General features: G+C 66.4%; 18 protein-coding genes. 9 read left to right on the forward strand and 9 right to left on the reverse strand.

The features are described 5' to 3' along the window. Window positions 1–13 precede the first annotated feature (13 nt). Window positions 14–1975 (forward strand): hypothetical protein, encoded by a 1962-nt coding sequence (locus JQ633_RS29900; protein WP_211988890.1) that lies wholly within the window; start codon window positions 14–16, stop codon window positions 1973–1975. Window positions 1976–2002: 27 nt separating this feature from the next. On the opposite strand, the gene JQ633_RS29905 is transcribed toward JQ633_RS29900, so the two are convergent. After that, window positions 2003–2455: a hypothetical protein gene (locus JQ633_RS29905; protein WP_211988892.1), complete on the reverse strand. Its 453-nt coding sequence runs from the start codon at window positions 2453–2455 to the stop codon at window positions 2003–2005. A 554-nt stretch (window positions 2456–3009) separates the two neighbouring features. Between JQ633_RS29905 and JQ633_RS29910 the strand changes: the two genes are divergently transcribed. The 5 genes from JQ633_RS29910 (at window position 3010) to JQ633_RS29930 (ending at window position 8473) form a co-directional block, all read left to right on the forward strand. Further along, window positions 3010–4599 carry an ABC transporter substrate-binding protein gene (locus tag JQ633_RS29910; protein WP_211988894.1) on the forward strand — a complete coding sequence of 530 codons (1590 nt, stop codon included), beginning with the start codon at window positions 3010–3012 and terminating at the stop codon, window positions 4597–4599. A 57-nt stretch (window positions 4600–4656) separates the two neighbouring features. Continuing rightward, window positions 4657–5589, forward strand: coding sequence for an ABC transporter permease (locus tag JQ633_RS29915; protein WP_211988896.1), 933 nt, complete (start codon window positions 4657–4659; stop codon window positions 5587–5589). A 67-nt stretch (window positions 5590–5656) separates the two neighbouring features. Then, window positions 5657–6478: an ABC transporter permease gene (locus tag JQ633_RS29920; RefSeq protein WP_211988897.1), complete on the forward strand. Its 822-nt coding sequence runs from the start codon at window positions 5657–5659 to the stop codon at window positions 6476–6478. Next, window positions 6475–7455, forward strand: coding sequence for an ABC transporter ATP-binding protein (locus JQ633_RS29925; protein WP_211988899.1), 981 nt, complete (start codon window positions 6475–6477; stop codon window positions 7453–7455). Before JQ633_RS29920 ends, JQ633_RS29925 begins: the two co-directional genes overlap by 4 nt. Then, on the forward strand, window positions 7448–8473 hold the full coding sequence (locus tag JQ633_RS29930; RefSeq protein WP_211988901.1) for an ABC transporter ATP-binding protein: 1026 nt from the start codon (window positions 7448–7450) through the stop codon (window positions 8471–8473). The genes JQ633_RS29925 and JQ633_RS29930 overlap by 8 nt, the downstream gene beginning before the upstream one ends. Window positions 8474–8553: 80 nt before the next feature. Here the strand turns inward: JQ633_RS29930 and JQ633_RS29935 are convergent, their stop codons facing one another. Then, window positions 8554–9123, reverse strand: a complete 570-nt coding sequence (locus JQ633_RS29935; protein WP_433995708.1) for a DUF2147 domain-containing protein — start codon at window positions 9121–9123, stop codon at window positions 8554–8556. 124 nt (window positions 9124–9247) lie between these two features. Continuing rightward, entirely contained in the window at window positions 9248–10276 is a 1029-nt protein-coding gene (locus JQ633_RS29940) for an NAD(P)/FAD-dependent oxidoreductase (RefSeq protein WP_211988905.1), read from the reverse strand. Between the two features lie 164 nt (window positions 10277–10440). Between JQ633_RS29940 and JQ633_RS29945 the strand changes: the two genes are divergently transcribed. Next, complete coding sequence (locus tag JQ633_RS29945; RefSeq protein ID WP_211988907.1) at window positions 10441–10902, forward strand: acyl-CoA thioesterase; 462 nt, start codon at window positions 10441–10443, stop codon at window positions 10900–10902. A 105-nt stretch (window positions 10903–11007) separates the two neighbouring features. Here JQ633_RS29945 and JQ633_RS29950 read toward each other — a convergent pair whose 3' ends face one another. Together JQ633_RS29950 and JQ633_RS29955 are read right to left on the reverse strand one after the other, a co-directional pair. Next, window positions 11008–11328 (reverse strand): 2Fe-2S iron-sulfur cluster-binding protein, encoded by a 321-nt coding sequence (locus tag JQ633_RS29950; RefSeq protein WP_211988909.1) that lies wholly within the window; start codon window positions 11326–11328, stop codon window positions 11008–11010. A gap of 164 nt (window positions 11329–11492) precedes the next feature. Beyond that, a complete protein-coding gene (locus tag JQ633_RS29955) occupies window positions 11493–11870 on the reverse strand; it encodes an Hpt domain-containing protein (RefSeq protein ID WP_211988911.1) in 378 nt (125 codons plus the stop codon). A gap of 377 nt (window positions 11871–12247) precedes the next feature. On the opposite strand from JQ633_RS29955, the gene JQ633_RS29960 reads away from it, so the two are divergent. After that, window positions 12248–18520 (forward strand): negative regulator of septation ring formation, encoded by a 6273-nt coding sequence (locus JQ633_RS29960; RefSeq protein ID WP_211988913.1) that lies wholly within the window; start codon window positions 12248–12250, stop codon window positions 18518–18520. Between the two features lie 245 nt (window positions 18521–18765). Here the strand turns inward: JQ633_RS29960 and JQ633_RS29965 are convergent, their stop codons facing one another. The 3 genes from JQ633_RS29965 to JQ633_RS29975 all read right to left on the reverse strand — a co-directional run bounded on the left by JQ633_RS29965 (window position 18766) and on the right by JQ633_RS29975 (window position 21660). Then, the gene (locus JQ633_RS29965) at window positions 18766–19644 is read right to left on the reverse strand and encodes an MlaD family protein (RefSeq protein WP_211988914.1); all 879 of its coding nucleotides are present in this window, start codon (window positions 19642–19644) and stop codon (window positions 18766–18768) included. Window positions 19645–19753: 109 nt separating this feature from the next. Beyond that, window positions 19754–20524 (reverse strand): ABC transporter ATP-binding protein, encoded by a 771-nt coding sequence (locus JQ633_RS29970; RefSeq protein ID WP_211988915.1) that lies wholly within the window; start codon window positions 20522–20524, stop codon window positions 19754–19756. Window positions 20525–20526: 2 nt separating this feature from the next. Next, window positions 20527–21660, reverse strand: a complete 1134-nt coding sequence (locus JQ633_RS29975; protein WP_211988916.1) for an MlaE family ABC transporter permease — start codon at window positions 21658–21660, stop codon at window positions 20527–20529. A 138-nt stretch (window positions 21661–21798) separates the two neighbouring features. Between JQ633_RS29975 and dgcA the strand changes: the two genes are divergently transcribed. After that, window positions 21799–22800, forward strand: coding sequence for an N-acetyl-D-Glu racemase DgcA (dgcA, locus tag JQ633_RS29980; RefSeq protein ID WP_211988917.1), 1002 nt, complete (start codon window positions 21799–21801; stop codon window positions 22798–22800). Here dgcA and JQ633_RS29985 read toward each other — a convergent pair. Next, a complete protein-coding gene (locus JQ633_RS29985) occupies window positions 22770–23969 on the reverse strand; it encodes an MFS transporter (protein ID WP_211988918.1) in 1200 nt (399 codons plus the stop codon). The genes dgcA and JQ633_RS29985 overlap by 31 nt on opposite strands. Window positions 23970–23982: the final 13 nt, after the last annotated feature.

Below are 23982 nucleotides of genomic sequence, written 5' to 3' on the forward strand. Positions count from 1 at the left end.
CGTCAAACGCGCCATGCTTGGGTTTCTGGCTCGATCCTCATTTCGTTTGACGGTTGCAGCCGTGCTGCTCGGCAGCGCGCTGACGGCGGCCTTCGCCTCCGCCGCGGCGGCGCAGGACGCCCAGCCGCTGCAAATCTCCTGGGAGGTCCGCAACCGCTTCCGCCTGTTCCGCGAGGAACGTGACTTCCGCCTGCACGTCGAAAGTGGCCTCGGCCGCAGCGTGTTGGCCTCGGAGCAGGCGCTCGAGTTGCAGAGCGACGGCCGCGGCTGGGCACGCAACGTGGTCAACCGGCTCTGCATCGACCTGCAGGGCCGCGTCAGCGAGCCCTGCACCCGCGACAACGTCAAGGAAAGCTATCTGACGCCGATCGACCACCCGATCGTGGTCCGCCTCACCGGCCCAGTCCCGGTCGGCGCGACCTGCGCCTGGTCGTTCGACGACGGCGACGGGCCGCAGAGCTCGACCTTCGACTGCGCCGAACCGGTCAATCTGCGGGTGCGCTACGGCCGAACCACGGTCGCAACCGTCGATGTCGCGAGCGGCGCGGATGCGAACCAGCGGGTCTCGACCGAGATCGCAGTGCGGGACTTCTTCATCGCCGGTCTCGGCGACAGCATCGCCTCCGGCGAGGGCAATCCGGACCGTGCGATCGGCCTGTCCGACGAGGGCTTCTGCTTCCGCTCCTATCTCGGCGGCGCATCCTACTACCGGCCGAGCCGCGCCGGCTTCAAGGGCGGCCGCGCCTGCGAGGCGCCGGATACGCTGTCGAACTGGCAGCGCCACAGCGCGCTGTGGCTCAACTCGGCCTGCCACCGCTCGCTCTACAGCTATCAGACCCGCACCGCGCTGGCGCTCGCGGTGCAATATCCGCACATCGCGGTGACCTACCTGCCGCTGGCCTGCACCGGCGCCACCATCGCCGACGGCCTGCTCGGCTCGCAGCAGGCGCGGGAATGCCTGCCGACCAAGAGCGCCAGCAGTTGCTCGGGCACGGTCAACGGCCAGCTTGCCGAATTGCGCACGGCGCTCGCGGCCGCCAAGCGCCGCCAGCCGGACCGCACGCTCGACCTCGTGCTGCTGTCGATCGGCGCCAACGACATCTATTTCTCCGGCCTCGTCGCCAACGTGATCGTCGACACGCCGACCGAGCGCACGCTGTTCAGCCAAGGCGGCTCGATGGCCAGCGTCGAGGACGCGCGGTCGGCGCTGATGCATGATCTGCCGTCCGGCTTTGCCAAGCTGCGCGAAGCGCTGAAGCCGCTGGTCGGCGGCGACCTCTCCCGCGTGATCTATACGGCCTACGCCAATCCGGCGCTGAGCAATGGCGGCACGCCCTGCCCCGGCGGCCGCGCCGGCTTCGAGATCCATCCCTCGTTCAATGCCGATCCCAAGCGGCTCGCCTCCGTCTCGGGCTTCGTGCAGAACGAGTTCCTGCCGCAGATCAAGGGGCTCGCGCAGTGCCAGTCCGGCACCATCTGCCGCAATCCGCAGACCGACCGCATGACCTTCGTCGATGCGCATCAGGAAGCGTTCGCGAGCCACGGCTTCTGCGCGCGCGCACCCACCGATCCGCAGTTCGACCGCGACTGCTTCGCCGCCAATGGCGACAGCTTCGAGTCCGACATCGTCGCGGCGGCCAGCCAGCCGCTCAAATGCGGCCGCAGCGCCGGCGAGTATCGCGCCTACCTGCCGCGCGCGCGCTGGATCCGCGATGCCAATGACAGCTATTTCGCCGCGATGACCTATCCGCAGGGCCTGCCATCCTCGATGCAGCCGAGCGATATCCACGATGCGACCTGGGGCATCCTCTCGGCGGTCTATGGCGGCGCGGTGCACCCAAGCGCGGAGGGCCATGCCGCGATGGCGGACGCCGCCGTCCCCGCGGCCGCCAGCGTGCTACAGCTCGATACCGCCGTGGGCGAGGTGATCTCTCAGCCGGTGGCGCCGCTGCCGGTCACGCCGGAGCAGCGCTAGGTCCGGCGACCGATCCACGCATCGCAGTCAGGTCGTCCCTTTCGCACTGCAGTGTCGAATGAACCTGACGTCCCTGGCGTACAGGTACGTATAGGGATCGACGTGCTCGAGCGCGTGGTGCCGGAGCACCCAGTCTCGAACCTCGGGGGCATAGGCATTCAGCATGTTCTGCGTGCCCCTCGCGTTGAACGTGCGGTCGCCGTTCAACATATGCGCCGCATGAAACATGAAGTATCCGCGCGGAGTGATGCAGATTCTTGCCAGCGGGACGAGCCCCAGCACCATCGTGCAGGATGATTTGCAGCGGCCGTCGATCACCACGCGGTCATATTCCGCAGCGACCTGCTGGAATTTCGCGTAGTGCTCGACCACGCTGCCGCCCGGGCCGTCATGGATGTAGTAGATTTTCTCGGCGAAGGCGGACGTTGCGATCATCGATGTGAAGATGAACATGCCGGCTGCGGCCAGTATGCGATACATGTCGTCCCCAACCTTCCCTGCCTGCGATGTGAGGCAAAGCACCCCGCCTTACCCGACCGAACTCACGGTCATCGTCGCCGACCTCTACCCAAGGTTATTTTGACCGGATTTCGCTCGCAGTCGAGCCGAAGTTTGTTTCGGGCCGTTGCGGCCGCTGCTGGTTAAGGTCGATCCCGCAAAAGCCGAGGCCGGGCGTACGCTCCGACGCCGTGGCGTCTTGGCCGACTTCAACCCAAAATTCATTCATTCGCAACGACTTGCACAGCCAACCGCACGCGCGGAGGCGGTCGGATTGGATTTCGACGGATCGGTCGTGCACAACTTCCGGGTGTCCGCGCCTGCACGCCCGGGTTTTCATTTCCGCGCAGCCGGGTCAGCCCGCCGGCATCGGCCCGCACCAGATCGCGCACCACGCGCAACGTTGCAACTGTCCGCCGTTCTCTCACTTTGACTCTGCACAAGTCGCCCCGATCGCCATCAACCGGAAATGTGCAGCTTGCGCTCGACGTGCTTCGAATGATCAACTCGCTGATCACTACTCCCGTTGGAGACGCATGATGTTCAAGAAGATTGCGATAGTGGTTGGTTTGGGGCTGGCGCTGTCGGCCACGGCGGAGGCCCAGACGCCCCGCAAGGGCGGCACCATCAGGATGACGGCGCCCTACGGTTCAAGCTTCACCAGCATGGACATCCATACGTCCCCGCGCGCCCAGGACGAGATCTACGCCAAGGCGCTGCATCGGTCGCTCTACATCTGGAACTCGGCCGAAGGCAAACCGGTTCTCGAGCTCGCCAAGGAGGACATCGTCTCCGGCGGCGGTCTCGTTCATACCTTCAAGCTGCGCGACGACGTCTATTTCCACCATGGCCGCCGAATGACGGCCGACGACATCATCTGGTCCTACAATCGCATCATCGACGGCAGCAAGGCCTATCCCGGCGCACGCTTCGTCCGCGTCATCGAGGGCGCCGCCGAGGTCGAGAAGGGCCAGGCCAAGGAGATCTCCGGCCTGAAGAAAATCGACGACTTCACATTGGAGATGAAGCTGACCGAGAAGGTCGATCCGGGCTTCTACTTCTTCAACGCGATCACCTCGATTTATCCCGCCGACGAAGCCGCCAAGGAGGGCTTCATCCAGAAACCGATCGGCCTCGGGCCGTTCAAGTTCGTCGAGCACGTGCCGGGATCGCGCGTCGTTCTGGAGCGCTGGGAGAAGTTCTACAAGCCCGGCAAGCCTTACGCCGACAAGCTCATCATCTCGCTGATGAGCGAAGCCGCAGCGCGCGACGTCGCCTTCCGCAACAAGGAAATCGACACCTCGGTGCTCGGGCCTGCGCAATATCTCGCCTATCAGGCCGACCCGGCGCTCAAGAGCACCATCGTCGAAGTCGCCGAGGTGTTCACGCGCTACATGGGGATGAACCCTTCGTTCAAGCCGTTCGCCGACAAGCGAGTGCGGCAGGCGATCAACCATGCGATCGACGCCGACCTGATCATCAACAAGCTGGTCAAGGGCAAGGCCTATCGCGCCACCAGCTGGCTGCCGCTGACCTCGCCTGCCTACGACAAGGCCATGAAGCCCTACGCCTTCGATCCTGCGAAGGCGAAGCAGTTGCTCGCGGATGCCGGCTATCCCAATGGCTTCGAATTCGAGTGGACCACCAGTCAGAATGAAAGCTGGGGCCTGCCGATCGTCGAGGCGATCATCCCGATGCTGGATCGCGTCGGCATCAAGGTGAAGGTCAAGCAGGTCGAGACCGCGGTGCTGGCCGAGGCCATCCGCAAGGGCGACTTCCAGGCCTATATCTATTCGCAGGCGACCGGCCCGGACCCGCAGGCCGCGCTCAAATGCTTCCACTCGTCGACGCCGCAATCGGCCTGCAACTACATGAGTTTCAAGAACGCCGACTTCGACAAGGCGCTCGATCAAGCCGGGCAAACCGACGCTCCTGAACAACGCGTCGCGCTGCTGCAAAAGGCCAATGCGCTGCTGCAGGACGAAGCGCCGGTGTGGTTCTTCAACTACAACAAGGCGGTCATGGCGGTGCAGCCGTGGCTCAAGGGGATTCAGCTCAACGCGACCGAACTGACCCATCAGAACGTCGAAGACCTCTGGGTCGACGAGACCTCGCCGGCGAAATGACGCGCGCTCGCCCTCCCCCGGTCGCAACCGCGATCGAGGGAGGGAGGAACAGGTGCAATGCTCTCCTTCCTGATCCGTCGAATCCTGCAAACCGTTCCGATCGTGCTGGCCGTCGTGCTGGTGATCTTCGTGCTGTTCAGCGTCGTTCCCGGCAGCATCGCATCGACCGCCGATGACGGCCGGGGTCCGACCGACCCCCAGGTCGTGGAGCGCATGAAGAAGCAGCTCGGCCTCGACGACCCCGTCTACATCCGCTTCGGCAAGTACATCGCGAGCCTCGCCAAGGGTGACTTCGGAACCTCGTTCCGCACCCGCGAGCCGGTCACATCGATGATCGCCAAGCGGATGTGGCCGACCCTGCAGCTGATATTCGCAGCCATCGCGTTTGCGATCGCGATCGGCGTCCCGCTCGGCTTCATCGCCGCGCTGCGGCCGGGCGGCATCGTCGACACGGTCTCGATGGTGGTGGCCGTCTCGGGCCTCTCGATCGCCAAATTCTGGCTCGGCTTGCTGCTGATGTATGTGTTCGCGCTGAAGCTCGGCTGGCTGCCGAGTTTCGGCTATGGCGACGGCGGGCTGAAATACCTGATCCTGCCGGCCGTATCGCTCGGGGTCTCGCCGATGGCACTGCTGGCACGGACGACCCGTGCCGCGGTGCTCGAGATCATGACCGCGGATTTCGTCCGGACTGCGCGCTCCAAGGGCATGAGCGAGACCCGCCTCGTGCGGTGGCATGTGATGCGCAACGCGCTGGTGCTCATTCTCACGACGGTCGGCCTGCAGTTCGGCGCGCTGATGGGACAGGCCGTCGTCGTCGAGAAGCTGTTTTCCTGGCCTGGCATCGGTTCGCTGCTGGTCGACAGCGTGTTGCAGCGCGACATCCCCGCCGTTCAGGGTTCGATTCTGGTGGTGGTGCTGTTCTTCCTAACCATCAACACGTTGATCGACGTGCTCTACGGCGTGATCGATCCGAGGATCAGATACGCATGAGTGCCGGTCCCTGCCATCGCGCCTGCGCAGCATTGCCGGCGACGCCCGTCGCGGCGGAGCGGTCGTGATGAAGCTCGGAACCAGTCTCATCATCGGCGGGCTACTGTTCACGCTCGCGATTGTCGTCGGCCTGCTCGCACCCTGGCTGGCGCACACCGATCCCGTCATGGACGCCAACCTGATGAATGCGGAGGAGCCACCGAGCTGGATGTGGTGGTTCGGCACCGACGCGCAGGGCCGCGACATCTATTCCCGCGTGGTCTACGGCGCGCGCATCTCGCTGACGGTCGGCATCGTCTCGCAGCTCGTCAACAGCGTCATCGGCGTGACACTGGGCCTGAGTGCGGGCTATTTTGGCGGCTGGTGGGACGACATCGTCAATGGGCTGACCAATCTGATGCTCGCGATCCCCTCGCTGATCTTCGCGCTGGCCATCATGGCGGTCCTCGGACCCGGCCTGACCAGCCTGTTGATTGCGCTCGGCCTGACCAACTGGTCGTTCACCTGCCGGATCGCGCGCGCATCGACGCTGTCGCTGAAGAGCCAGGGCTATGTGCAGGCGGCGCGCGTGCTCGGCTACGGCGATCTGCGCATCATGATCACGCAGTTGCTGCCGAACATGCTCGGGCCGATCATCGTCATCGGCACGCTCGGCATGGGTAGCGCGGTGCTGGCCGAAGCCTCGCTTTCGTTCCTCGGACTCGGAATCCGCCCGCCCTATCCAAGCTGGGGCAGCATGCTGTCGGAGGCCCGCGACCAGATCACGACGGCGCCGTGGCTCTCGGTGTTCCCGGGCCTTGCGATCTTCCTGACGGTGCTCGGCCTCAATCTGCTCGGCGACGGCCTGCGCGACATCCTCGATCCACAGTCGCGGAGCCGGCGCACATGACGGGACCCGCGCTGATCGACGTCGAGGACCTGCGCATCGACCTCAACCTCGGATCCAGCCGTGTCGCGGCGGTCGAGGGCGTTTCGTTCCACATCGATCGCGGCGAGACATTCGGCCTGGTCGGCGAATCCGGCTGCGGCAAGAGCATCACGGCGCTGGCGCTGATCGGCCTGTTGCGCCGGCCGCTTTCGGTCGGCGCCGGCGCGATCCGGTTCGAAGGCCGCGAGATCCAGAACCTCCCCGCGGTCGAGCAACGGACGCTGCGTGGCAATCGCATCGCGATGATTTTTCAGGAGCCGATGACGGCGCTCAATCCGGTCTCTCCGGTCGGCCGGCAGATCGCCGAGATGTTCGTGCTGCACGGCGGCAAGAGCTGGCGGGACGCCAACCGGCTCGCGGTCGAGGCGCTGGCGAGCGTTCGCGTCCCCGCTCCGGAGCGGCGGGTGAAGGACTATCCGCATCAGCTCTCGGGCGGCATGCGCCAGCGCGTGATGATCGCCATCGCGCTGGCATGTGGACCGGACCTCCTGATCGCCGACGAGCCGACCACTGCACTCGACGTGACGGTGCAGGCGGAGATCATCGAGCTGATGCGCAATCTGTGCGCCGCGCGCGGCACGGCGGTCCTGATGATCAGCCACGATCTCGGCCTGGTCGCCAATTTCTGCCGCCGTGTCGCGGTGATGTATGCCGGCCGCATCGTCGAGCAGCGCAGCTCGGACGATATCTTCCGCGCCTGCTCGCATCCCTATACGCAGGGCCTGGTCGACTCGCTGCCGCGGCTCGGCAGCCGGGCGAGACTCGGCCGGAGCCGGCTCAGGGAGATCGCGGGCGTCGTGCCGGCGATCACGAATTTCCCGTCCGGGTGCCGGTTCAATCCGCGCTGCGCGCAGGCGACCGAGGTTTGCCGAACCACCGCGCCGGAAACCACGATGCTCGGGGCCGATGGGCTCGTCAGGTGCCACCACCATGCTTGAACCGGCGCCGAGGCCCAGCAGCGACGTCATTCTCAGCGTGCAGGATCTCGCGGTTCATTTTCCGATCGGCGGCGGCTTGCTCGGCCGCGGCCAGCGGCTGGTGCGGGCCGTCGACGGCATCGATCTCGACCTCAGGCGCGGCGAATGCCTCGGCCTGGTCGGCGAATCCGGATGCGGCAAGTCGACCGTGGCGCTGGCGCTGCTCGGGCTGCTGACGCCGACACGCGGCCGCATCGTGCTGGACGGCAAGGTCGTGGCGGTCCGGCAATCGGGCGATCGAAAGGCGCTGGCCCGCGTCGTGCAGATCGTGTTTCAGGATCCCTATGCGTCGCTCAATCCACGCCAGACCGTTCGCCGCACGCTGGAGGATCCGCTGCGCCTGCATGGCGTGACGGCCAAGAGCGAGATCGACGGACGCGTCGAGACGATGCTCAGGCAGGTCGGCCTGCGGCCCGAACAGGCCGGCCGCTATCCGCATGAATTCTCCGGCGGCCAGCGCCAGCGCATCGGCATCGCCCGCGCCCTGATCCTCAACCCCAAGATCGTCATCTGCGACGAGCCGGTATCGGCGCTGGACGTCTCGATCCGTGCGCAGATCATCAATCTGCTGCTGGAATTGAAGGACACGCTCGGCCTCTCCTACATCATGATCAGCCACGATCTCGGTGTCGTCGAGCATATGAGCGACCGGGTCGCCGTGATGTATCTCGGCCGTATCGTGGAGACCGGCGACTGGCGCGAAATCTTCGAGCGGCCGGCGCACCCCTATACGCAGACCCTGATCGCCGCGATTCCCGATCCGCTGCACCGCGCGCCGCTCGCGACGACGAGGGGCGAGCCGCCCAATCCGCTCAATCCTCCGGACGGATGTGCGTTCAACCCGCGCTGCCGCTACGCCGAGGCCGTGTGTCATCGCGCGCCCGGGCCGTCGCTTGAAACCCGGCCGGACGGGCACGCGGTCCGATGCTGGCGCGCTGACGAGATTGCCGGTCAGAGATCGGCCGCCGCCTCTACCTGATCGAACGGCTCTCGCGGCAAAGCGATCCCCTGTCGCATAGGGGATCGCCGTTCAAATCGGATCGAATTGTGGAGCGAGCGTTAGCGCTTCTTCGCCGGTGCGGGCAGAGGGGCTGGCGGCTTGACCGCGGCGGCCTGCGCCGGCAGGTACTTTGCGACGATTGCGGGATCGAGCTGGGCCATCGCAGTGTCGGGCAGTCGGGTCCAGACCTCGTCCTTGCCGAGCCAGGAGATGCCGAGATAGCCGCGCATCGTCAGCGTCTGCCCGTCGGCGCTCAGCGTCATCTTGGCCTTGTAGACTTTGCCATCGCGCGGATCGAGCACGTTGCCGTTCTCGTATTTCAGCCCCTCGCGCTTCATGTCGCGGATGAAGGGCAGCCCGAGCCACGGCGCGTTCTTGCGGTCATCGGTGCATCTCGAGCAGATCGGATTCGGCGGCTCGCCGGGATCGGAAAATATCCTGGCGATCACGCCCTCGAAGATGCCGTTGCGATCGACCACCAGAAACCAGCCTTCGGGCTTGCCGTCCTCGGTCTTCTGCCAGAGGCCGGCTGCCGACGGCTCGGCGGCCGGAGCCGCAACGATCGTCGCGACGACACAGGCCGCCGCGAGCGCGAAGATCAGCCGAAGTCTGGATAGCGTGTTCCGCATCATCATCACCTGATCAATCGACAAACCGACGCCCGGACTCTACGGCCATTTTACGACGTATGAAAGTACCTGCGCCCCGGCGGAAAATACCGTGCTGCAAGCTTAGGTCGCAATTCGGGCGAAATCAGTTCACCCCGAGCTTCTTCTGCAGGCTCGATGACGATGTCGTGTACTGGAACACCAGCCGCTTGTCCGGATAGACGTAGCGATGCGCCTTCTGCGCCATCAGCGCACCTTCGTGGAAGCCTGACAGGATCAGCTTCAGCTTGCCCGGATAGGTGTTGATGTCGCCGATCGCGAAGATGCCGGACACGTTGGTCTCGAACGCCGCGGTATCGACCGGCACCAGATTGTTCTCCAGCGCGACGCCCCAATTGGCGACCGGGCCGAGCTTCATGGTGAGGCCGAAGAACGGCAGGATCGTATCGCAGTCGACCTTGCTCATCGCGTTGTCGTTGCCCTTGACGTGAGCACCGGAGACCTGGCCGCTCGCGCCTTCGAGCTCGGTGACCTGGCCGATCTTCAGATCCATCTTGCCGCCGGCGACCAGCGTACGCATCTGCTCGACGCTGTGCGGCGCCGCGCGGAAATCGTCGCGCCGGTGCAGCAGCGTGATGCGCTTTGCGATCGGATGCAGATTGAGCGTCCAGTCCAGCGCCGAGTCGCCGCCGCCGACGATCAGGATGCTCTTGTCGCGAAACTGCTCCATCTTGCGCACGGCGTAGAACACCGAGGTGCCCTCATAGGCCTCGATGCCGGGCACCGGCGGCCGCTTCGGCTGGAACGAGCCGCCGCCGGCGGAGATCACCACCACCTTGCACTCGAACTCCTTGCCGGCGTCGGTCTTCACGCGGAACAGGGGATCGCCGATCTTCTCGATCGTCTCCACCATCTCGTTGAGATGGAAGGTCGGGTTGAACGGCTTGACCTGCTCCAGCAGCTGGTCGGTGAGGCCCTGGCCGGTGACGAAGGGAATTCCGGGAATGTCGTAGATCGGCTTCTCCGGATAGAGTTCGGCGCACTGGCCGCCGATCTTGTCGAGGATGTCGACCAGATGCGTCTTCATGTCGAGCAGGCCCAGTTCGAACACGGCGAACAGTCCGCACGGGCCCGCGCCAATAATCAGCACATCGGTTTTGATCACTTCGCTCATATCCGCTTCTTTTCGTTTGAAATCGGCTGGGACGGCGTCTCGCCAGTCCAGCCCGGGGATGCCGGATCGGGACATGCATAATAGGGGTAGAGGGCGGCGCGGCAACCCCTTGCCGAGCCTCCACAACTCGGCTGTATGGACGGCAAACCGACGGAGATCCCCTCGTGAACGCCCCTGCCCGCGCCGACGATGCGCCGCGCCTGGAAGACTTCCCCTACCGGCTCTCGGACAATGTGCGCTTTGCCGATCTCGACCCCAACGGGCACGTCAACAACGCGGTCTATGCCAGCTATTTCGAGACCGGTCGCGTCACGCTGGTGAAGGATCGCAGCATGGGGCTGATGCCGCCGGGGCTGGGCTGGATCATGGTGCGCCTCGACATCCATTTCCGTGCCGAGTTGCATTGGCCGGGCCAGATCGAGCTCGGCCTTGGGCTTGTCAAGTTCGGCAGGACGTCGACCACCTTCGACCAGGTGGTGTTCTCCGAAGGCCGCTGCGTGGCATCGGCGAAGGCGATCACCGTGATGATCGATGAGGCGACGCGTCGGCCGACGCCGCTGCCGGCCGAGGTCAGGGAAAATTTCCGGCGCTGGGTTCGCCGCGGAGTCAATCCGGACGCGGACTAGATCCGGAAAAGCCTGAAGCGATTTTCCGTCGCGACAAACGCCGAACGCGTTTGCGTGGAGATCATGCGCAAGCAAAACGCCAGAGCGCGATGATCTCGCCGCGCTTTAAGCCTGCCGCTCCGGCGTCGATACGGTGAGGCCGTCGAGATCGTCGGTGACCTTGATCTGGCACGACAGGCGGGAGTTCGGCCGCACGTCGAAACCGAAGTCGAGCATGTCCTCTTCCATCGGCGAGGGCGCGCCGACCTTCTCGCGCCAGGCTTCATCGACATAGACGTGGCAGGTCGCGCAGGCGCAGGCGCCGCCGCATTCGGCTTCAATGCCCGGAATCGCGTTGCGGATCGCCCCTTCCATGACGGTCGCGCCGTTCTCGATCTCAATGGTGCGTTTCTCGCCGGAATGGTCGACAAAGTGGATTTTGGCCATGATCGCTCGTGCTGCCGGAGTATGCCGGACAATAGATGGAAGGTCCCCGGCAGTCCCTATAACGGGTCGACCCGCACAGCGCTAGCGGGCGGGGGTCGAAAACCTGCCGGTCGATTCCGGGTGGACCGCAAGGCCGGCTGCCGGCCTCCAGGATCGCCTCGGGCCTAGGACCGGCGAAGAATCAGCTCGATCGCCGCGCGGGTCTCGGCAATCGCCGCGCCGAGCGCAGCGAGCGGCTGGGAAGGGTCGGAACCGGCCGAAAGCGCGGTTTCCAGCCCGGCCGCGGCGTCCGCCACCGCGAATGCGCCGATCGCGCGGGCCGATCCCTTCAGGGTGTGGGCGTGCTGCCCCGCCTCGGCCGGCAGGGCTGCCAGTTCGCCGAGGATCCGGGCGGACTGGGTCGCGAACATCGCCAGCACCTCCCGTTCGAGGGCGGCGTCGCCAAGGGTCATGCGCTGGAGGTGGTCGAGGTCGATCGGACCGTCGCCGGGCGCCAGCGGCGGCGATTGCGTCCATTCGATCCGTTCGACGTGAAGCGGCATGGCCTGTCCCCGTGGTCTCCGCCGGTGCTCCGGACGGATTGTTGGGCCTAGCCAATCATGAAACTGGTTAACGGATTCTTGTCGGGATCATCGGCAAATTCGCCCGATTCCGGACAATTTCCCGTCACAATCGACCCCATAGGGCAGGAATTTTGAGTACCCATAAGGCCTTATGGCGCAAAGCTGTTAACGATGATTAAGAAAGTATTAATCGCAAGCATTTCATTCGCATCGCTCAGCCAATAGGATGTTTGCGGATGTAGCGGACAAGCCGCCGAGGGGGGCGCTTGCCTCCGCTTGTGGGCACCGGCTTCGAGCTTGCGGGGGACGCAGGCAGGCTCGCCGACGCGTAAATAGTGAGAGGGCTCAGACTGAACATGGCAAACACACCAAAGAAGGTCAAAGATCCCACCGAAGTCGCGCTTTCTGCCATTCAGGAAGCCCTCAACATCAGCGAACAGGGCGCAGAAAACCGCGCCGTCAACGACGGCAACGCGCCGCCGAACCATCCGCCGGCAGCGCCTGATTTCGCCGCTTCACCCTTCGAGCCCCACTCTGCCCCGGCGTTCCAGCCGATCGAGGAACCGCGCAGCCCGCGCCGCGCCGCCAACGACGATCGCGCGACCATCGGCCAGATGCTGCAAGCGCTGCAGGGCGGCCGTCCCGCGCGCAACGCCTTCACGCTGTTCTTCATCTGCTCCGGCGCCTGGCTGCTCGGCGGACTGATCCTCACGATCGCGTTCTGGCCGTCGCTGCAGGCCGCGATGGCGCAAGGCACCGGTGTGTTGGTGCTCGCCGGCCTCGCCGTGCTGTTCGCCGTGCCGGTGCTGCTGTTCTACTATCTCGCCAGCCTCGCCTCGCACGGCCAGCGCATGCAGATGATTGCGCAGTCGATGGCGCAGGTCGCGATCCGCTTCTCGGAGCCGGAAAACGCGGCCGCCGATTCCATGGTCACCGTCGGCCAGGCGATCCGCCGCGAAGTCGCGGCGATGGGCGACGGCGTCGAGCGCGCGATCGCGCGCGCCGGCGAACTCGAATCCCTCGTCGCCAACGAGGTCGCGGCGCTGGAGCGCGCCTATTCCGACAACGAAGTGCGCATCCGCGCGCTGCTGCAGGACATCGCCCATCAGCGCGACAACCTGGTCGGCCAGGCCGAGCAGGTGCGCAGCGCGATCTCCGGCGTACAGATCGACCTGCGCCACGACATCGCGCTGATCTCGGACGCGATCGCCTCGCGCGTCGACGAGGTCGCCAAGAGCATCACCAGCGCACTGGAAGAACGCGGCCAGCACATCACGACCGCACTGAGCCATGCCGGCGACAACATGATCCTGGCCCTCGGCGAGCGCGGCGGCGACCTGCTCGACCGCCTCGAGGAAGCCAGTTCCGAGACCACGCGCGCCGTGCTCGAGGCCTCCGAGCGGCTGACCACCAGCCTCAACTTCAAGACCGGCCACGTCCATGACGAGTTCGTCGACCTCGCCGATCGCGTCCACGAGCTGCTCAACGAGCGCATTGACCGCATCACCGGCGAGTTCGAGCAGCGTTCGGCGACCATCATCGACGGCATCACCGATCGCACCGAGCAGGTGCACGATTCCATGAAGAACTCCGGCGATTCGTTGCTGCTCGAGCTCGAGCTGCGCAGCAACGACCTGATCAGCAAGATCGACGACGCCGGCAACCGCCTCGCCGGCCAGATCATGACGAGCGGCGACAAGGCGACCGAAGCGCTCGACGTCACGGTCAATTCGCTGGTCGCCAAGGTGGTGAGCCAGACCGAGACCGCGCACGATTCGCTGTCGCTGCAGATGACCGCGTTCGACGAGCTCGTGAAGGACCACGGCAGCGAGCTCGCCGAGAGGTTCGCCCGCGACTCCGGCACGCTCGGTGCGCTGATCACCCGCCACATCTCGGAGTTCGACCGCACGGTGAAGACCTTCGGCGGCGACATCGTCGAGCGCATGGGCCAGCGCACGCAGGATATCGCCGAGAGCCTGAAGACCTATGTCGACACCTTCGACCATCGCGTGACCTCGAACAGCGGCCAGATCACCGCCTCGCTCGACCAGCGCCTGCTGCAGTTCGAGACCACGCTCGGCAGCCGCGTCAACAATCTCGACGCCTCGCTGAACGACAAGCTCTCGACGTTCGACAGCGCCCTCGCCAACAAGATCGGCTCGCTGGATTCTTCGCTCGCCACCAAGATCGGCACGCTGGACACCTCGCTCAGCGGTCATCTGTCGACGCTCGATACCTCGCTCGGCGGCCACCTGTCGACGCTCGACTCTTCGCTCGACAACCGCCTGCGGTCGCTGGACGACACCATCGACGGCCGGCTCAAGACGCTCGAGGTCACCTTCGACAGCCGCGCCAAATCGGTCACCGAGACCATCGACGGCCGCCTCGGCACGCTCGCGACCTCGCTCACCGAAGGCGCCGCCCAGGCGATCCAGTCGATCGACTCGCGCCTCGGCCTGCTCAACACGACCCTGATCGACGGCACCGCGCAGGCGATCGCCGCGGTCGATCACCGCATCAACAACGTCGCCGAGACCATCGACGGCCACAGCCAGCGGCTGGCCGATACCATCAACGGCCGCAGCGCGCATCTCACCGACGCCATCTCGGCGCGGTTTGCCGATATTCATCAGGGCATCGAGACCCGTGTCGGCGCGGTTGCCAACGACATCGACACCCGCGTCGCGCAGTTCGAGGACCTGCTCGGTTCGCGCGTCGAGGCGGTCGCCGGCCGCATCGAGAGCTCCGGCCGCCAGGCCAGCGAGGACCTGATGTCCCGCGCCGAGCTGCTGTCGTCGAGCATCAAGTCCCATGTCGAGGACGCCGAGCGCTCGCTCACCAACCTCGTGGTCAACACCAGCGAGACCATCCAGACCGGCGCGCGCACCGCGCAGCAGGCGCTGCTCATGGTCTCCTCGGACGTCGGCGCGCAGCTCAAGCTGAGCTCGGCCGAGGTCGAGGGCGTGCTGACCGCGGTCGGCACCAGCGCCGCCAATTCGATCCTCACCAGCGCCCGCGACGCGCAGGCCTCGCTGGTCTCCGCCTCGGGCGACGTCGCCTCGCAGATCAAGTCGCTGTCCGAAGATGTCGAGCGGACGCTGCAGGCCGCCGGTACCGCCACCGCGTCCTCCGTGTTGTCGGGCGCCCGCGAGGCACAGACCACACTGGTCTCGGCCTCCGCCGATGCCGCCAGCCAGGTCAAGTCGCTGGCCGCCGACATCGAGCGCTCGCTGTCGATGACCGGCACCGCCACCGCGGAAGCCATCATGACCGGCGCCCGCGAGGCACAGACCACGCTGGTCTCGACTTCCACCGATGCCGCAACCCAGGTCAAGTCGCTGGTCGCCGACGTCCAGCATTCGCTGTCGATGGCGGGCACGGCCACTGCGGAGGCCATCATGACCGGCGCCCGCGAGGCGCAGACCACGCTGGTTTCGGCCTCCACCGATGCCGCAACCCAGGTCAAGTCGCTGGCCGCCGACGTCCAGCATTCGCTGACGATGGTAGGCACGACCACCGCGGAAGCCATCATGACCGGCGCTCGTGAGGCACAGACCACGCTGGTTTCGGCATCCACCGATGCCGCAACCCAGGTCAAGTCGCTGACCGCCGACGTCGAGCGTACGCTGTCGATGGCCGGCACGGCCACCGCGGAAGCCATCATGACCGGCGCCCGCGAGGCCCAGACCGCGCTGATCTCGGCATCGAGCGACGTCACCGGTCAGGTCAAGTCGCTCACCAGTGACGTCGAGCGCTCGCTGTCGATCGTCGGCTCCGCCACCGCGGAATCGATCGTCGCCAGCGCCCGCGAGGCGCAGACCACCCTCGCCGGTGCATCGACCGAAGCCACCAACCTGGTGCGTACGCTGGTCGCGGACGTGCAGCATTCGCTCTCGACCGCCGGCACCGCTACCGCGGAATCGATCGTGTCCAGCGCCCGCCACGCCCAGAGCACGCTGGCCGGCGCTTCCACCGAGGCCGCCGACCTGGTCCGCACGCTGGCGGCCGACATGGAGCGTTCGCTGTCGATGGTCGGCTCGGCCACCGCCGAAGCGATCACTGCCGGTGCACGCGAGGCCCAGACCACGCTGGTCGACACCTCCACCGAGGCCGTGACCCGGGTGTCGGCGCTTGCCGCCGATATCCAGCGCTCGCTGTCGATGGCCGGCAACGGCACTGCCGAGGTGCTGACCGCCAGCGCCCGCGAGGCGCAGAACACCCTCATCTCCGCCTCGTCGGAAGCGGCCAACCACGTCAAGTCGCTTGCTGTCGATATCGAACGCACGCTGACCACGGTCGGCACCAACACGGCGCAGACCATCCTCGGCAGCGCCCGCGAGGCCCAGACCTCGTTCACGGCAACCGCCAGCGAGGCGGCAAGCCAGATCCGCGAGATCTCCAGCGAGATCGAGCGCTCACTGACCACCAGCAGCGCGGAAGCCGCCCAGACCATCCTCGGCAACGCCCGCGAGGCACAGAGCCTGTTCGCGGCAACCTCCGGCGATGCCGTCAACCAGATCCGCGTGCTCTCGACCGATATCGAGCGCGCGCTTGGCGCGGTCACGACCAAGACCACCGACAACATCCAGACCTCGGCGCAGAATGCCCAGGCGGCGCTGGTCAGCATGTCCAGCGAGGTCTCGACCAAGGTCAAGACCACCGCGGCCGACATCGAGCGTGCGGTGCTGTCGGCCTCCAGCGCCTTCGGTTCGGCGATGACCGGCAAGACCGACGAGATCGTCACCTATGTGGCGCAGCAGGCCGACCGCCTATCGCAGATGGTCGACGGCCGCCGCGGCAGCCTGGTCGAGGCGCTGGGCGTCAAGTCCAGCCAGCTCGCGACCGACATCGATCGCGCCACCGCCGATGCGCTGAAGGCGATCGAGAGCCGCGGCATGGCGTTCTCGCAGTCGATGGCGACGCACGGCAACGATGTCGCGCGCAACATCACCACGGCCGGCGACCAGGCGACCGGCGCGGTGGCGAAGTCGCTCAAGGACCTCGAGCAGGCCTCGCGCGCGGCGATCGACCAGTCGCGCCAGGTCTCGATCTCGGCCGTCACCGAGATGCAGGAGACCAGCAAGATCCTGCGCACCGACACGGTGGCGCTGTTCGAGCGGCTGCGCGAGGGCAACATCCTGCTGCAGGAGGTGCTGACCGGCGCCCACGACAACCTCAACTCGCTGGAGCGCGCGCTGGTGACCCGCGTGGCCGACTTCGTGTCCGCCATGAACGACGTCACCTCGCGCAACGGCGTGGCGACCCAGACGCTGGAAGACCAGCTCACCGTGTTCAACAGCAAGACCAGCAAGGCGCTGGAGGACCTCGGCGAGCTGTCGACCCAGTTCGAGACCCATGGCAAGGCGCTGATCGATGCGGCTGCCACGGTCGAGCAGGCCAACCGCTCGACGACGGCTTCGGTCAACGACCGCAAGTCGGCGCTGGAAGCGCTGGTCAACACCATCGACCTGCGCACCACCGATCTCGACCAGCGGCTGTCGCGCTTCACCGGCCTGCTCGATGAATCGCTGGCCGCGGCCGAAGAGCGTGCCCGCGACATCGCCCGCGTGGTGGCGGAGACCGCGGGCGCCGGCTCGGCAGCGATCAGCAGGCAGTTCGAAGCGGTGCGGCTCGCCGCCGAGAACGAGCGCCAGCAGACCGTCGACGCGATGAACGATCTCTACCAGCAGAGCAACGCAGAGACCGATGCGATGTTCAAGGAATCGACCGAGAAGTTCACCGCGATGGTCGCGGCGATGAAGCAGATGGCGGGCGAGATGCACTCCGAACTCGAGGCTACCCGCAACGAGCTGCGCCGCGGCGTGCTGGAGATGCCGCAGGAGGCCGCCGAGAACACCGCGCAGATGCGCAAGGTGATCGTCGACCAGATCGAGGCCCTCGCCGAGCTCAACCGCATCGTGGCCCATCACGGCCGCGGCCTCGACGTGGTCAGCGCCGGCCGCAGCAGCGCCCGCCAGGAGGAGCCGCTGATGGCCGCCGCCGGTGGCCGCAACGAGGCGCGGATGCGCGACGCAGCGATGCGTGACACCAGCATGCGTGACACCGTCATGCGCGACAACAGCAACAGCGCCTCGACACTGCCGCCGCCTGATCTCGGCATGCCTGCCTCGCGCCGCACCGAGGCGCCGCCGGTCAGCCCGGCAGGCCCCGACAACGGCCGCGGTGACGGCTGGCTGTCCGATCTCTTGAACCGCAGCGACGCACCGCCGCCGGCCCCGCCGAGCCGCGAGGCTCCGCGCCCCCGCCCGCAACAGCCGCCGCAGGCCGCCGCCAATCCGCTGGAGTCGCTGTCGCTCGACATCGGCCGGCTGATGGACCGCAACCTCGCCGCCGAGATGTGGGACCGCTACCAGCGCGGCGAGAACAAGGCGTTCAGCAAGCGCCTCTACACGCCGGCCGGCCAGAAGGCGTTCGACGAAGTGGCGCGCAAGTACCGCTCAGAGCGCGGCTTCAAGCAGACGGTCGACCGCTACATCGCCGAGTTCGAGCGCGTGCTCGACGAGGTCGCCCGCGAGGGCCGCGGCCAGCAGGAGCTGCGCAGCCACCTGACCTCGGAGACCGGGCTGGTGTACACCCTGCTCGCCCATGCGGCCGGACGGCTAGGGTAAGTTTCGCGAATAGTGAGTAGCGAATGGAAACGGAGGCCGATCGGCCTCCGTTTTCGTTTGGGCTAGCGCGAATGCGAGAGCGGATTGGTTACCGGCCGCGCTGCTACAGTCTCAACACGTCATTGCGATGAGCGAAGCGACGAAGCAATCCATCGCTCCGCGCGTGCGGACAGGTGGATTGCTTCGCTTCGCTCGCAATGACGGGATTGGCAGACGGGAAAACTACTCGCTGCTCGCAGACCGACTCACTGCCGCCGCCGCGGCCCCGGCCCGGGCGCCGCGGGGGCCGGCGCCGGCGCGGGCTCCGGTGCGGCGTTGTTGCTGCCGCCGAAGATCACGCGGCTCGGGTTGCGATCGAAATTGTTCACGGCGCGGCTGATGTCGGAGAGCGTGCGGCGGCCGTCGGAGATCAGCGCGCCGGAGCGCTTGTCGAGATCCTCGGCGAGGTCGCGGATCGACTTCACCATCTGGTTGAGCTCGCCGCCGGTCTTGCCGCCGGCGATGGTATCCAGTCCGAGCATCAGGCTGTCGGCCTTGCCCATCACGCCGTCGACCTTGAGCATGACGTTGTCGATCTTCTCGGAGTTGCGCGCCAGGGCCTGCGTGAACGTCTCGAGGTTCTTCAGCGAGTTCTTCACCGACTGCTGGTTGTCGGCGACGATGCGGTTGACGTTCTGCAAGGTGGCGCGGATCGCCTCGGTGACGTCCTGCAGCGCGTTGGGGTCGGCGGTCAGCACCGGGATGCCGTCCTCGTCGAGCGGCACCGGCGGGGCAGCCTCTTCGCCGCCCTTCAGCGAGATCGCGGCGACGCCGGTGAGGCCCTGGAATTCGAGGCCGACGACGGTGTCCTTGCGGATCGGGGCGTTGTTCTCGATCATCGCCAGCGCGACCACGCGCCGGGGATTGTCGAGCTTGACGGAGATGACCTCCCCTATCCGAATACCATTAAAATTGACATTGCCGCCGTTGCGCAGGCCGGAGGCCGGGCCCTCGAAAATCACCCGCAAAGGGCTGCGCTGCTTGGTGGTGTGCAGGCTCTGGAACCAGAGCACAAAGCCGAACGCGGCCGCGATCACCGCCAGCGTGAATGCCCCGATCAGGACGTAGTTCGCCCGCGTTTCCATCGATTGCTTCCTAGGCCCTCGCGCAGCTCGGCTGCATCTGGGCCCGTCGAACTCCCTGTTGGCACATGATCCGGCCGGAGCACCGGCCTCCGCGATCGGGGATCATGCGCTATGCCACAACGGCGCGGGCGCGCTTGCCGTTGAAATATTGCTGCAGCCACGGATGCTGCGATGCCTTCATGTCGGCGATCGATCCTGCAGCAATGATCTTACCGTTCCCTAAAACGGCTATACGGTCGCACGCGGTATAAAGACTGTCGAGGTCGTGGGTTACCATGAAAACCGTCAGCCCCAAAGTGCGCTGCAGGGTGCGCACCAAATCGTCGAAATCGCCGGCGCCGATCGGATCGAGGCCCGAGGTCGGTTCGTCGAGAAACACCAGCTCGGGATCGAGCGCGAGCGCGCGCGCCAGTGCGACGCGCTTGACCATGCCGCCGGACAGTTCCGACGGATAGCGGTCAGCAACCTCCGGCTTCAGCCCGACCATTACCAGCTTGGCCGCCACGATCTCGTCGAGCAGCCGCTGCGAGACGCGCAGATATTCGCGCACCGGAAACTGGATGTTCTGTCGCACCGTGAGCGATGAGAACAGCGCGCCCTGCTGGAACAGCACGCCCCAGCGCCGCTCGACCGCGCGGCGCTGCGCGGTATTGGCGGCGTCGAGATCGACGCCGAACACCTCGATGCGGCCGGCGACCTTCGGCACCAGGCCGATGATGGTGCGCGTCAGCACCGACTTGCCGGCGCCCGACGGCCCGACGAAGCCGAGGATCTCGCCGCGCTTCACGTCGAGGTCGAGGCCGTCGAGCACGCGCGTCTTGCCGAATTGCACGGTGACGTCGCGGACGCGGATGATGGCGTCTTGCTCCTGCTCCGCCATCGTCACATCCCGATCGAGGCGAAGAAGATCGCGAACACGCCGTCCATCACGATCACGAAGAAGATCCCTTTCACCACCGACGAGGTGGTGTGCTGTCCGAGCGATTCCGCCGAGCCCTGCACCGCAAGTCCCTCGACGCAGGCGACGATGCCGATCACCGCGGCCATCACCGGCGCCTTGACCAGGCCGACGATGAAATGGTCGATCGATATGGCGTCACGAAGGCGGAGCAGGAACGCTTCCGGGTCGACGCCGCCGTAGAGCCACGCCACCAGGCCGCCGCCATAGAGCGCGGCCATCGCGCCGAGGAAGGCCAGAATCGGCAGCGCCAGCACCAGCGCGAGCATGCGCGGCAGCACCAGGACCTCGATCGGATCGAAGCCCATGGTGCGCAGCGCGTCGATCTCCTCACGCATCTTCATCGAGCCGAGCTCGGCGGTGTAGGCCGAGCCGGAGCGGCCCGCCACCATGATCGCGACCAGCAGCACGCCGATCTCGCGCAGCACCAGCACGCCGAGCATGTCAACGACGAAGATGTCGGCGCCGAACCTGCGGAAATGGAAGATGCCCTGCTGCGAGATGATGCAGCCGATCAGGAACGTGATCAGCACCACGATCGGCACCGCGCGCCAGCACACCTGCTCGAGGTGATGCACCGTCGAGGTCAGGCGGAAGCTGCGCGGACGGATCAGCACCTTGCCGGAGGCGGCCAGCACCGCACCGAGCATGTCGACCAGGCTGACGATGGTGCCGCCGATGCCGACCACGACGCGGCCGATCTGCTCGAGCATGCCCGTGACCGACAGCGCGTCGCCATCGCCCTTCGGGGCTTCGCCGACGCGGCTGACTTCGTCGACCAGGCTGGAGTAGTTGGCGGAGAGGCCCGCGATCTTGGCTTCCGCCGAGGCATCGCTGAGGCTGCGGCGCAGCCGCTCGATCAGCCAGGCGCCGAACGTATCGAGGCTTGCGACCTGCGACACGTCGATGAAGATATGCGGCCGGCTGCCGCGCAGCTTCTCGGCATCGGAGACGATCCGTTCAAGGGCGGGGGCAAAGCGGGCGGTCCAGTCGCCCGCCGCGCACAATGCCAGTCCCTCGCCTTGGGCTATCCGCTCCAGTGTCGGGTCGCCGCTCAATGTTGCCTAACCCCTTGCCCGGCTGTCGGTTTGAACGCAGGCTCCGGCACGGCCGGATCGGCTCGTCGAATCTGTCACTAAACAGCCATAGTTGGTTGCGCCTCGCAAGCCACGGTTCAGGAAATAGTAGATTTTAAAATGACTTCCAGCCCTTCCCGAACCATTTCCTTGAGCGCGCGGATCGAGCGCTGGCCGATCGCGGGCAGCTTCACGATCAGCCGCGGCGCCAAGACCGAGGCCGTGGTCGTGGTGGCGGAGGTCAGCCAGGGCGGCTTCACCGGCCGCGGCGAATGCGTGCCCTATCCGCGCTATGGCGAGACGCCGGAGGCGACGCTGCAGGCGGTGCTGGCCATGCAGGCGCCGCTGGCGAACGGCATCGACCGGAGCGCCCTACAGGCCGCAATGCCCGCCGGTGCGGCCCGCAACGCGCTCGACTGCGCGCTGGCGGACCTCGAAGCCAAGCGCGCCGGCGAGCGGATCTGGAGCCTGCTCGGCCGGCCGGCGCCGGAGCCACGCACCACCGCCTACACGATCTCGCTCGGAACGCCGGAGGTGATGGCCGAGGCCACCGCGAAGGCCGCGCACCGCGCGCTGCTCAAGATCAAGCTCGGCGGCGACGGCGATGCGGCGCGGATCGCCGCCGTGCGCAAGGCGGCGCCGTCGTCCGAACTGATCGTCGATGCCAACGAGGCGTGGACCGAGGACAATCTCGCCGCCAATCTCAAGGCCTGCGCCGATGCCGGCGTCACGCTGATCGAGCAGCCGCTGCCGGCGGGCAAGGACGAGGCGCTGGCGCGGATCGACCGCCCGGTGATGGTCTGCGCCGACGAGAGCGTGCACGACCGCGCCTCGCTCGAGGCGCTGCGCGGCCGCTATGACGCGGTCAACATCAAGCTCGACAAGACCGGCGGGCTGACCGAGGCGCTCGCGATGGCGGACGCCGCCGACGCGCTCGGCTTCGAGATCATGATCGGCTGCATGGTCGCGACCTCGCTGTCGATGGCCCCCGCGATGCTGATCGCGCAAGGCGCGCGCTTCGTCGATCTCGACGGCCCGCTGCTGCTGGCACGCGACCGCGACCACGGCCTGCGCTACGCGGGCAGCCTGGTCTATCCGCCGGACGCGGCGCTGTGGGGATGAGAGGTGAAGCGCTTACGCGCCAGCCACATCACGAGCCCGCCTGAACCGGCCATCGCCGCCATCATGTAATAGGCGCCGAGCCCGTAGCGCGCATAGACCATGCCGCACAGGATCGAGGTCGTGCTCGCGACAATGCCGCCGCAGGCCGCCAGATAGCCCTGCCCGCGCGCCATGATGTGTCCGCCGACGTGATGCATCATCAGTCCCATGATGCCGACCTGGGTCAGCCCGAAGGTCAGTCCGTGCCCGAGTTGCACCACGGCGAGAACAGGCAGCGGTGGATCCTGCGCGGTGATGGTCCAGCGCGCCACCGCGCTCAAAGCCGCGATCACCACCAGTGTCGCCGGCGGCAGCGTGAAGCGCGGCGACAGCGCGAACAGCACGATCTCGGCGACGACACCGAGCACCCACAGGCCGGCGATCGTGAGACCACTGAGGCCGGCCTGCTGCCAGGCGATCGAGGCGAAGATGTAATAGGCGGAGTGGCTGCTCTGGATCAGCGCCGAGGCCACGATGATGGCGAGGAAGGCCGGATCGCGCAGCAGTTTTCGCGCGCTGCCCGTCGGCACTGTTGCGGCCGTCGGGCGTTGCAGCGGCCGCAGCGTCAGGCTGACCAGCGCGCCCAGCACGGTCACCGCCGTGATGATCCAGATTAGATGCACCGCGGCGACATAGCCGAGCAAGAGCCCGCAGATCAGCGCGCAGACCACGAAGGCGGCGGAACCCCACAGCCGCAGAGGTCCGTAGTTGAGGCCGTACTGCCTGACGCCGCGCAGCGCATAGGCATCGGTCAGCGGCACCATCGGCGTCCACACGCAGCAGGTCAGCGCGTAGACCGCGAGCACGAGGAACGGCTGATGCTGGGTGCCGACCAGCGCGAAGCCGAACGCGGTGGCGAAGGCGGTAGCGATGATCGCGCCGCGCAGCATCTGGCGCCGCTCTGCAGCTGCCGTGACCATCGGCAGCACGGTGAAGCGCGTCACCGGCGGCACCGCCGTGATGATGCCGATCCAGGTGGCGTCGATGCCGATAGCCTTCAGCCACACCGTGAAGAACGGCAGCTGGGCCCCGGTCACGCCGAACAGCGTGGCATAGAACGCCGCGAGTCGCGCCGCGAATCGCCGCGATGCAACTTTGGCTGCGATGGGGATTTGTGATTCGGAAGACATCAATTCAATTGCG

This window comes from Bradyrhizobium tropiciagri (genome assembly GCF_018130505.1).
Lineage (GTDB): Bacteria > Pseudomonadota > Alphaproteobacteria > Rhizobiales > Xanthobacteraceae > Bradyrhizobium > Bradyrhizobium tropiciagri_B.

Excerpts from the sequence above, each read along its gene's own strand:
- JQ633_RS29915 (WP_211988896.1), top strand. The coding sequence starts at position 4,657 with ATGCTCTCCTTCCTGATCCGTCGAATCCTGCAAACCGTTCCGATCGTG.
- JQ633_RS29970 (WP_211988915.1), bottom strand. The coding sequence starts at position 20,524 with ATGGCGGAGCAGGAGCAAGACGCCATCATCCGCGTCCGCGACGTCACC.
- JQ633_RS29940 (WP_211988905.1), bottom strand. The coding sequence starts at position 10,276 with ATGAGCGAAGTGATCAAAACCGATGTGCTGATTATTGGCGCGGGCCCG.
- JQ633_RS29930 (WP_211988901.1), top strand. The coding sequence starts at position 7,448 with ATGCTTGAACCGGCGCCGAGGCCCAGCAGCGACGTCATTCTCAGCGTG.
- JQ633_RS29985 (WP_211988918.1), bottom strand. The coding sequence starts at position 23,969 with ATGTCTTCCGAATCACAAATCCCCATCGCAGCCAAAGTTGCATCGCGG.
- JQ633_RS29955 (WP_211988911.1), bottom strand. The coding sequence starts at position 11,870 with ATGCCGCTTCACGTCGAACGGATCGAATGGACGCAATCGCCGCCGCTG.
- JQ633_RS29960 (WP_211988913.1), top strand. The coding sequence starts at position 12,248 with ATGGCAAACACACCAAAGAAGGTCAAAGATCCCACCGAAGTCGCGCTT.
- JQ633_RS29910 (WP_211988894.1), top strand. The coding sequence starts at position 3,010 with ATGATGTTCAAGAAGATTGCGATAGTGGTTGGTTTGGGGCTGGCGCTG.
- JQ633_RS29925 (WP_211988899.1), top strand. The coding sequence starts at position 6,475 with ATGACGGGACCCGCGCTGATCGACGTCGAGGACCTGCGCATCGACCTC.
- JQ633_RS29900 (WP_211988890.1), top strand. The coding sequence starts at position 14 with ATGCTTGGGTTTCTGGCTCGATCCTCATTTCGTTTGACGGTTGCAGCC.
- JQ633_RS29965 (WP_211988914.1), bottom strand. The coding sequence starts at position 19,644 with ATGGAAACGCGGGCGAACTACGTCCTGATCGGGGCATTCACGCTGGCG.
- JQ633_RS29950 (WP_211988909.1), bottom strand. The coding sequence starts at position 11,328 with ATGGCCAAAATCCACTTTGTCGACCATTCCGGCGAGAAACGCACCATT.
- dgcA (WP_211988917.1), top strand. The coding sequence starts at position 21,799 with ATGACTTCCAGCCCTTCCCGAACCATTTCCTTGAGCGCGCGGATCGAG.
- JQ633_RS29905 (WP_211988892.1), bottom strand. The coding sequence starts at position 2,455 with ATGTATCGCATACTGGCCGCAGCCGGCATGTTCATCTTCACATCGATG.
- JQ633_RS29935 (WP_433995708.1), bottom strand. The coding sequence starts at position 9,123 with ATGCGGAACACGCTATCCAGACTTCGGCTGATCTTCGCGCTCGCGGCG.
- JQ633_RS29920 (WP_211988897.1), top strand. The coding sequence starts at position 5,657 with ATGAAGCTCGGAACCAGTCTCATCATCGGCGGGCTACTGTTCACGCTC.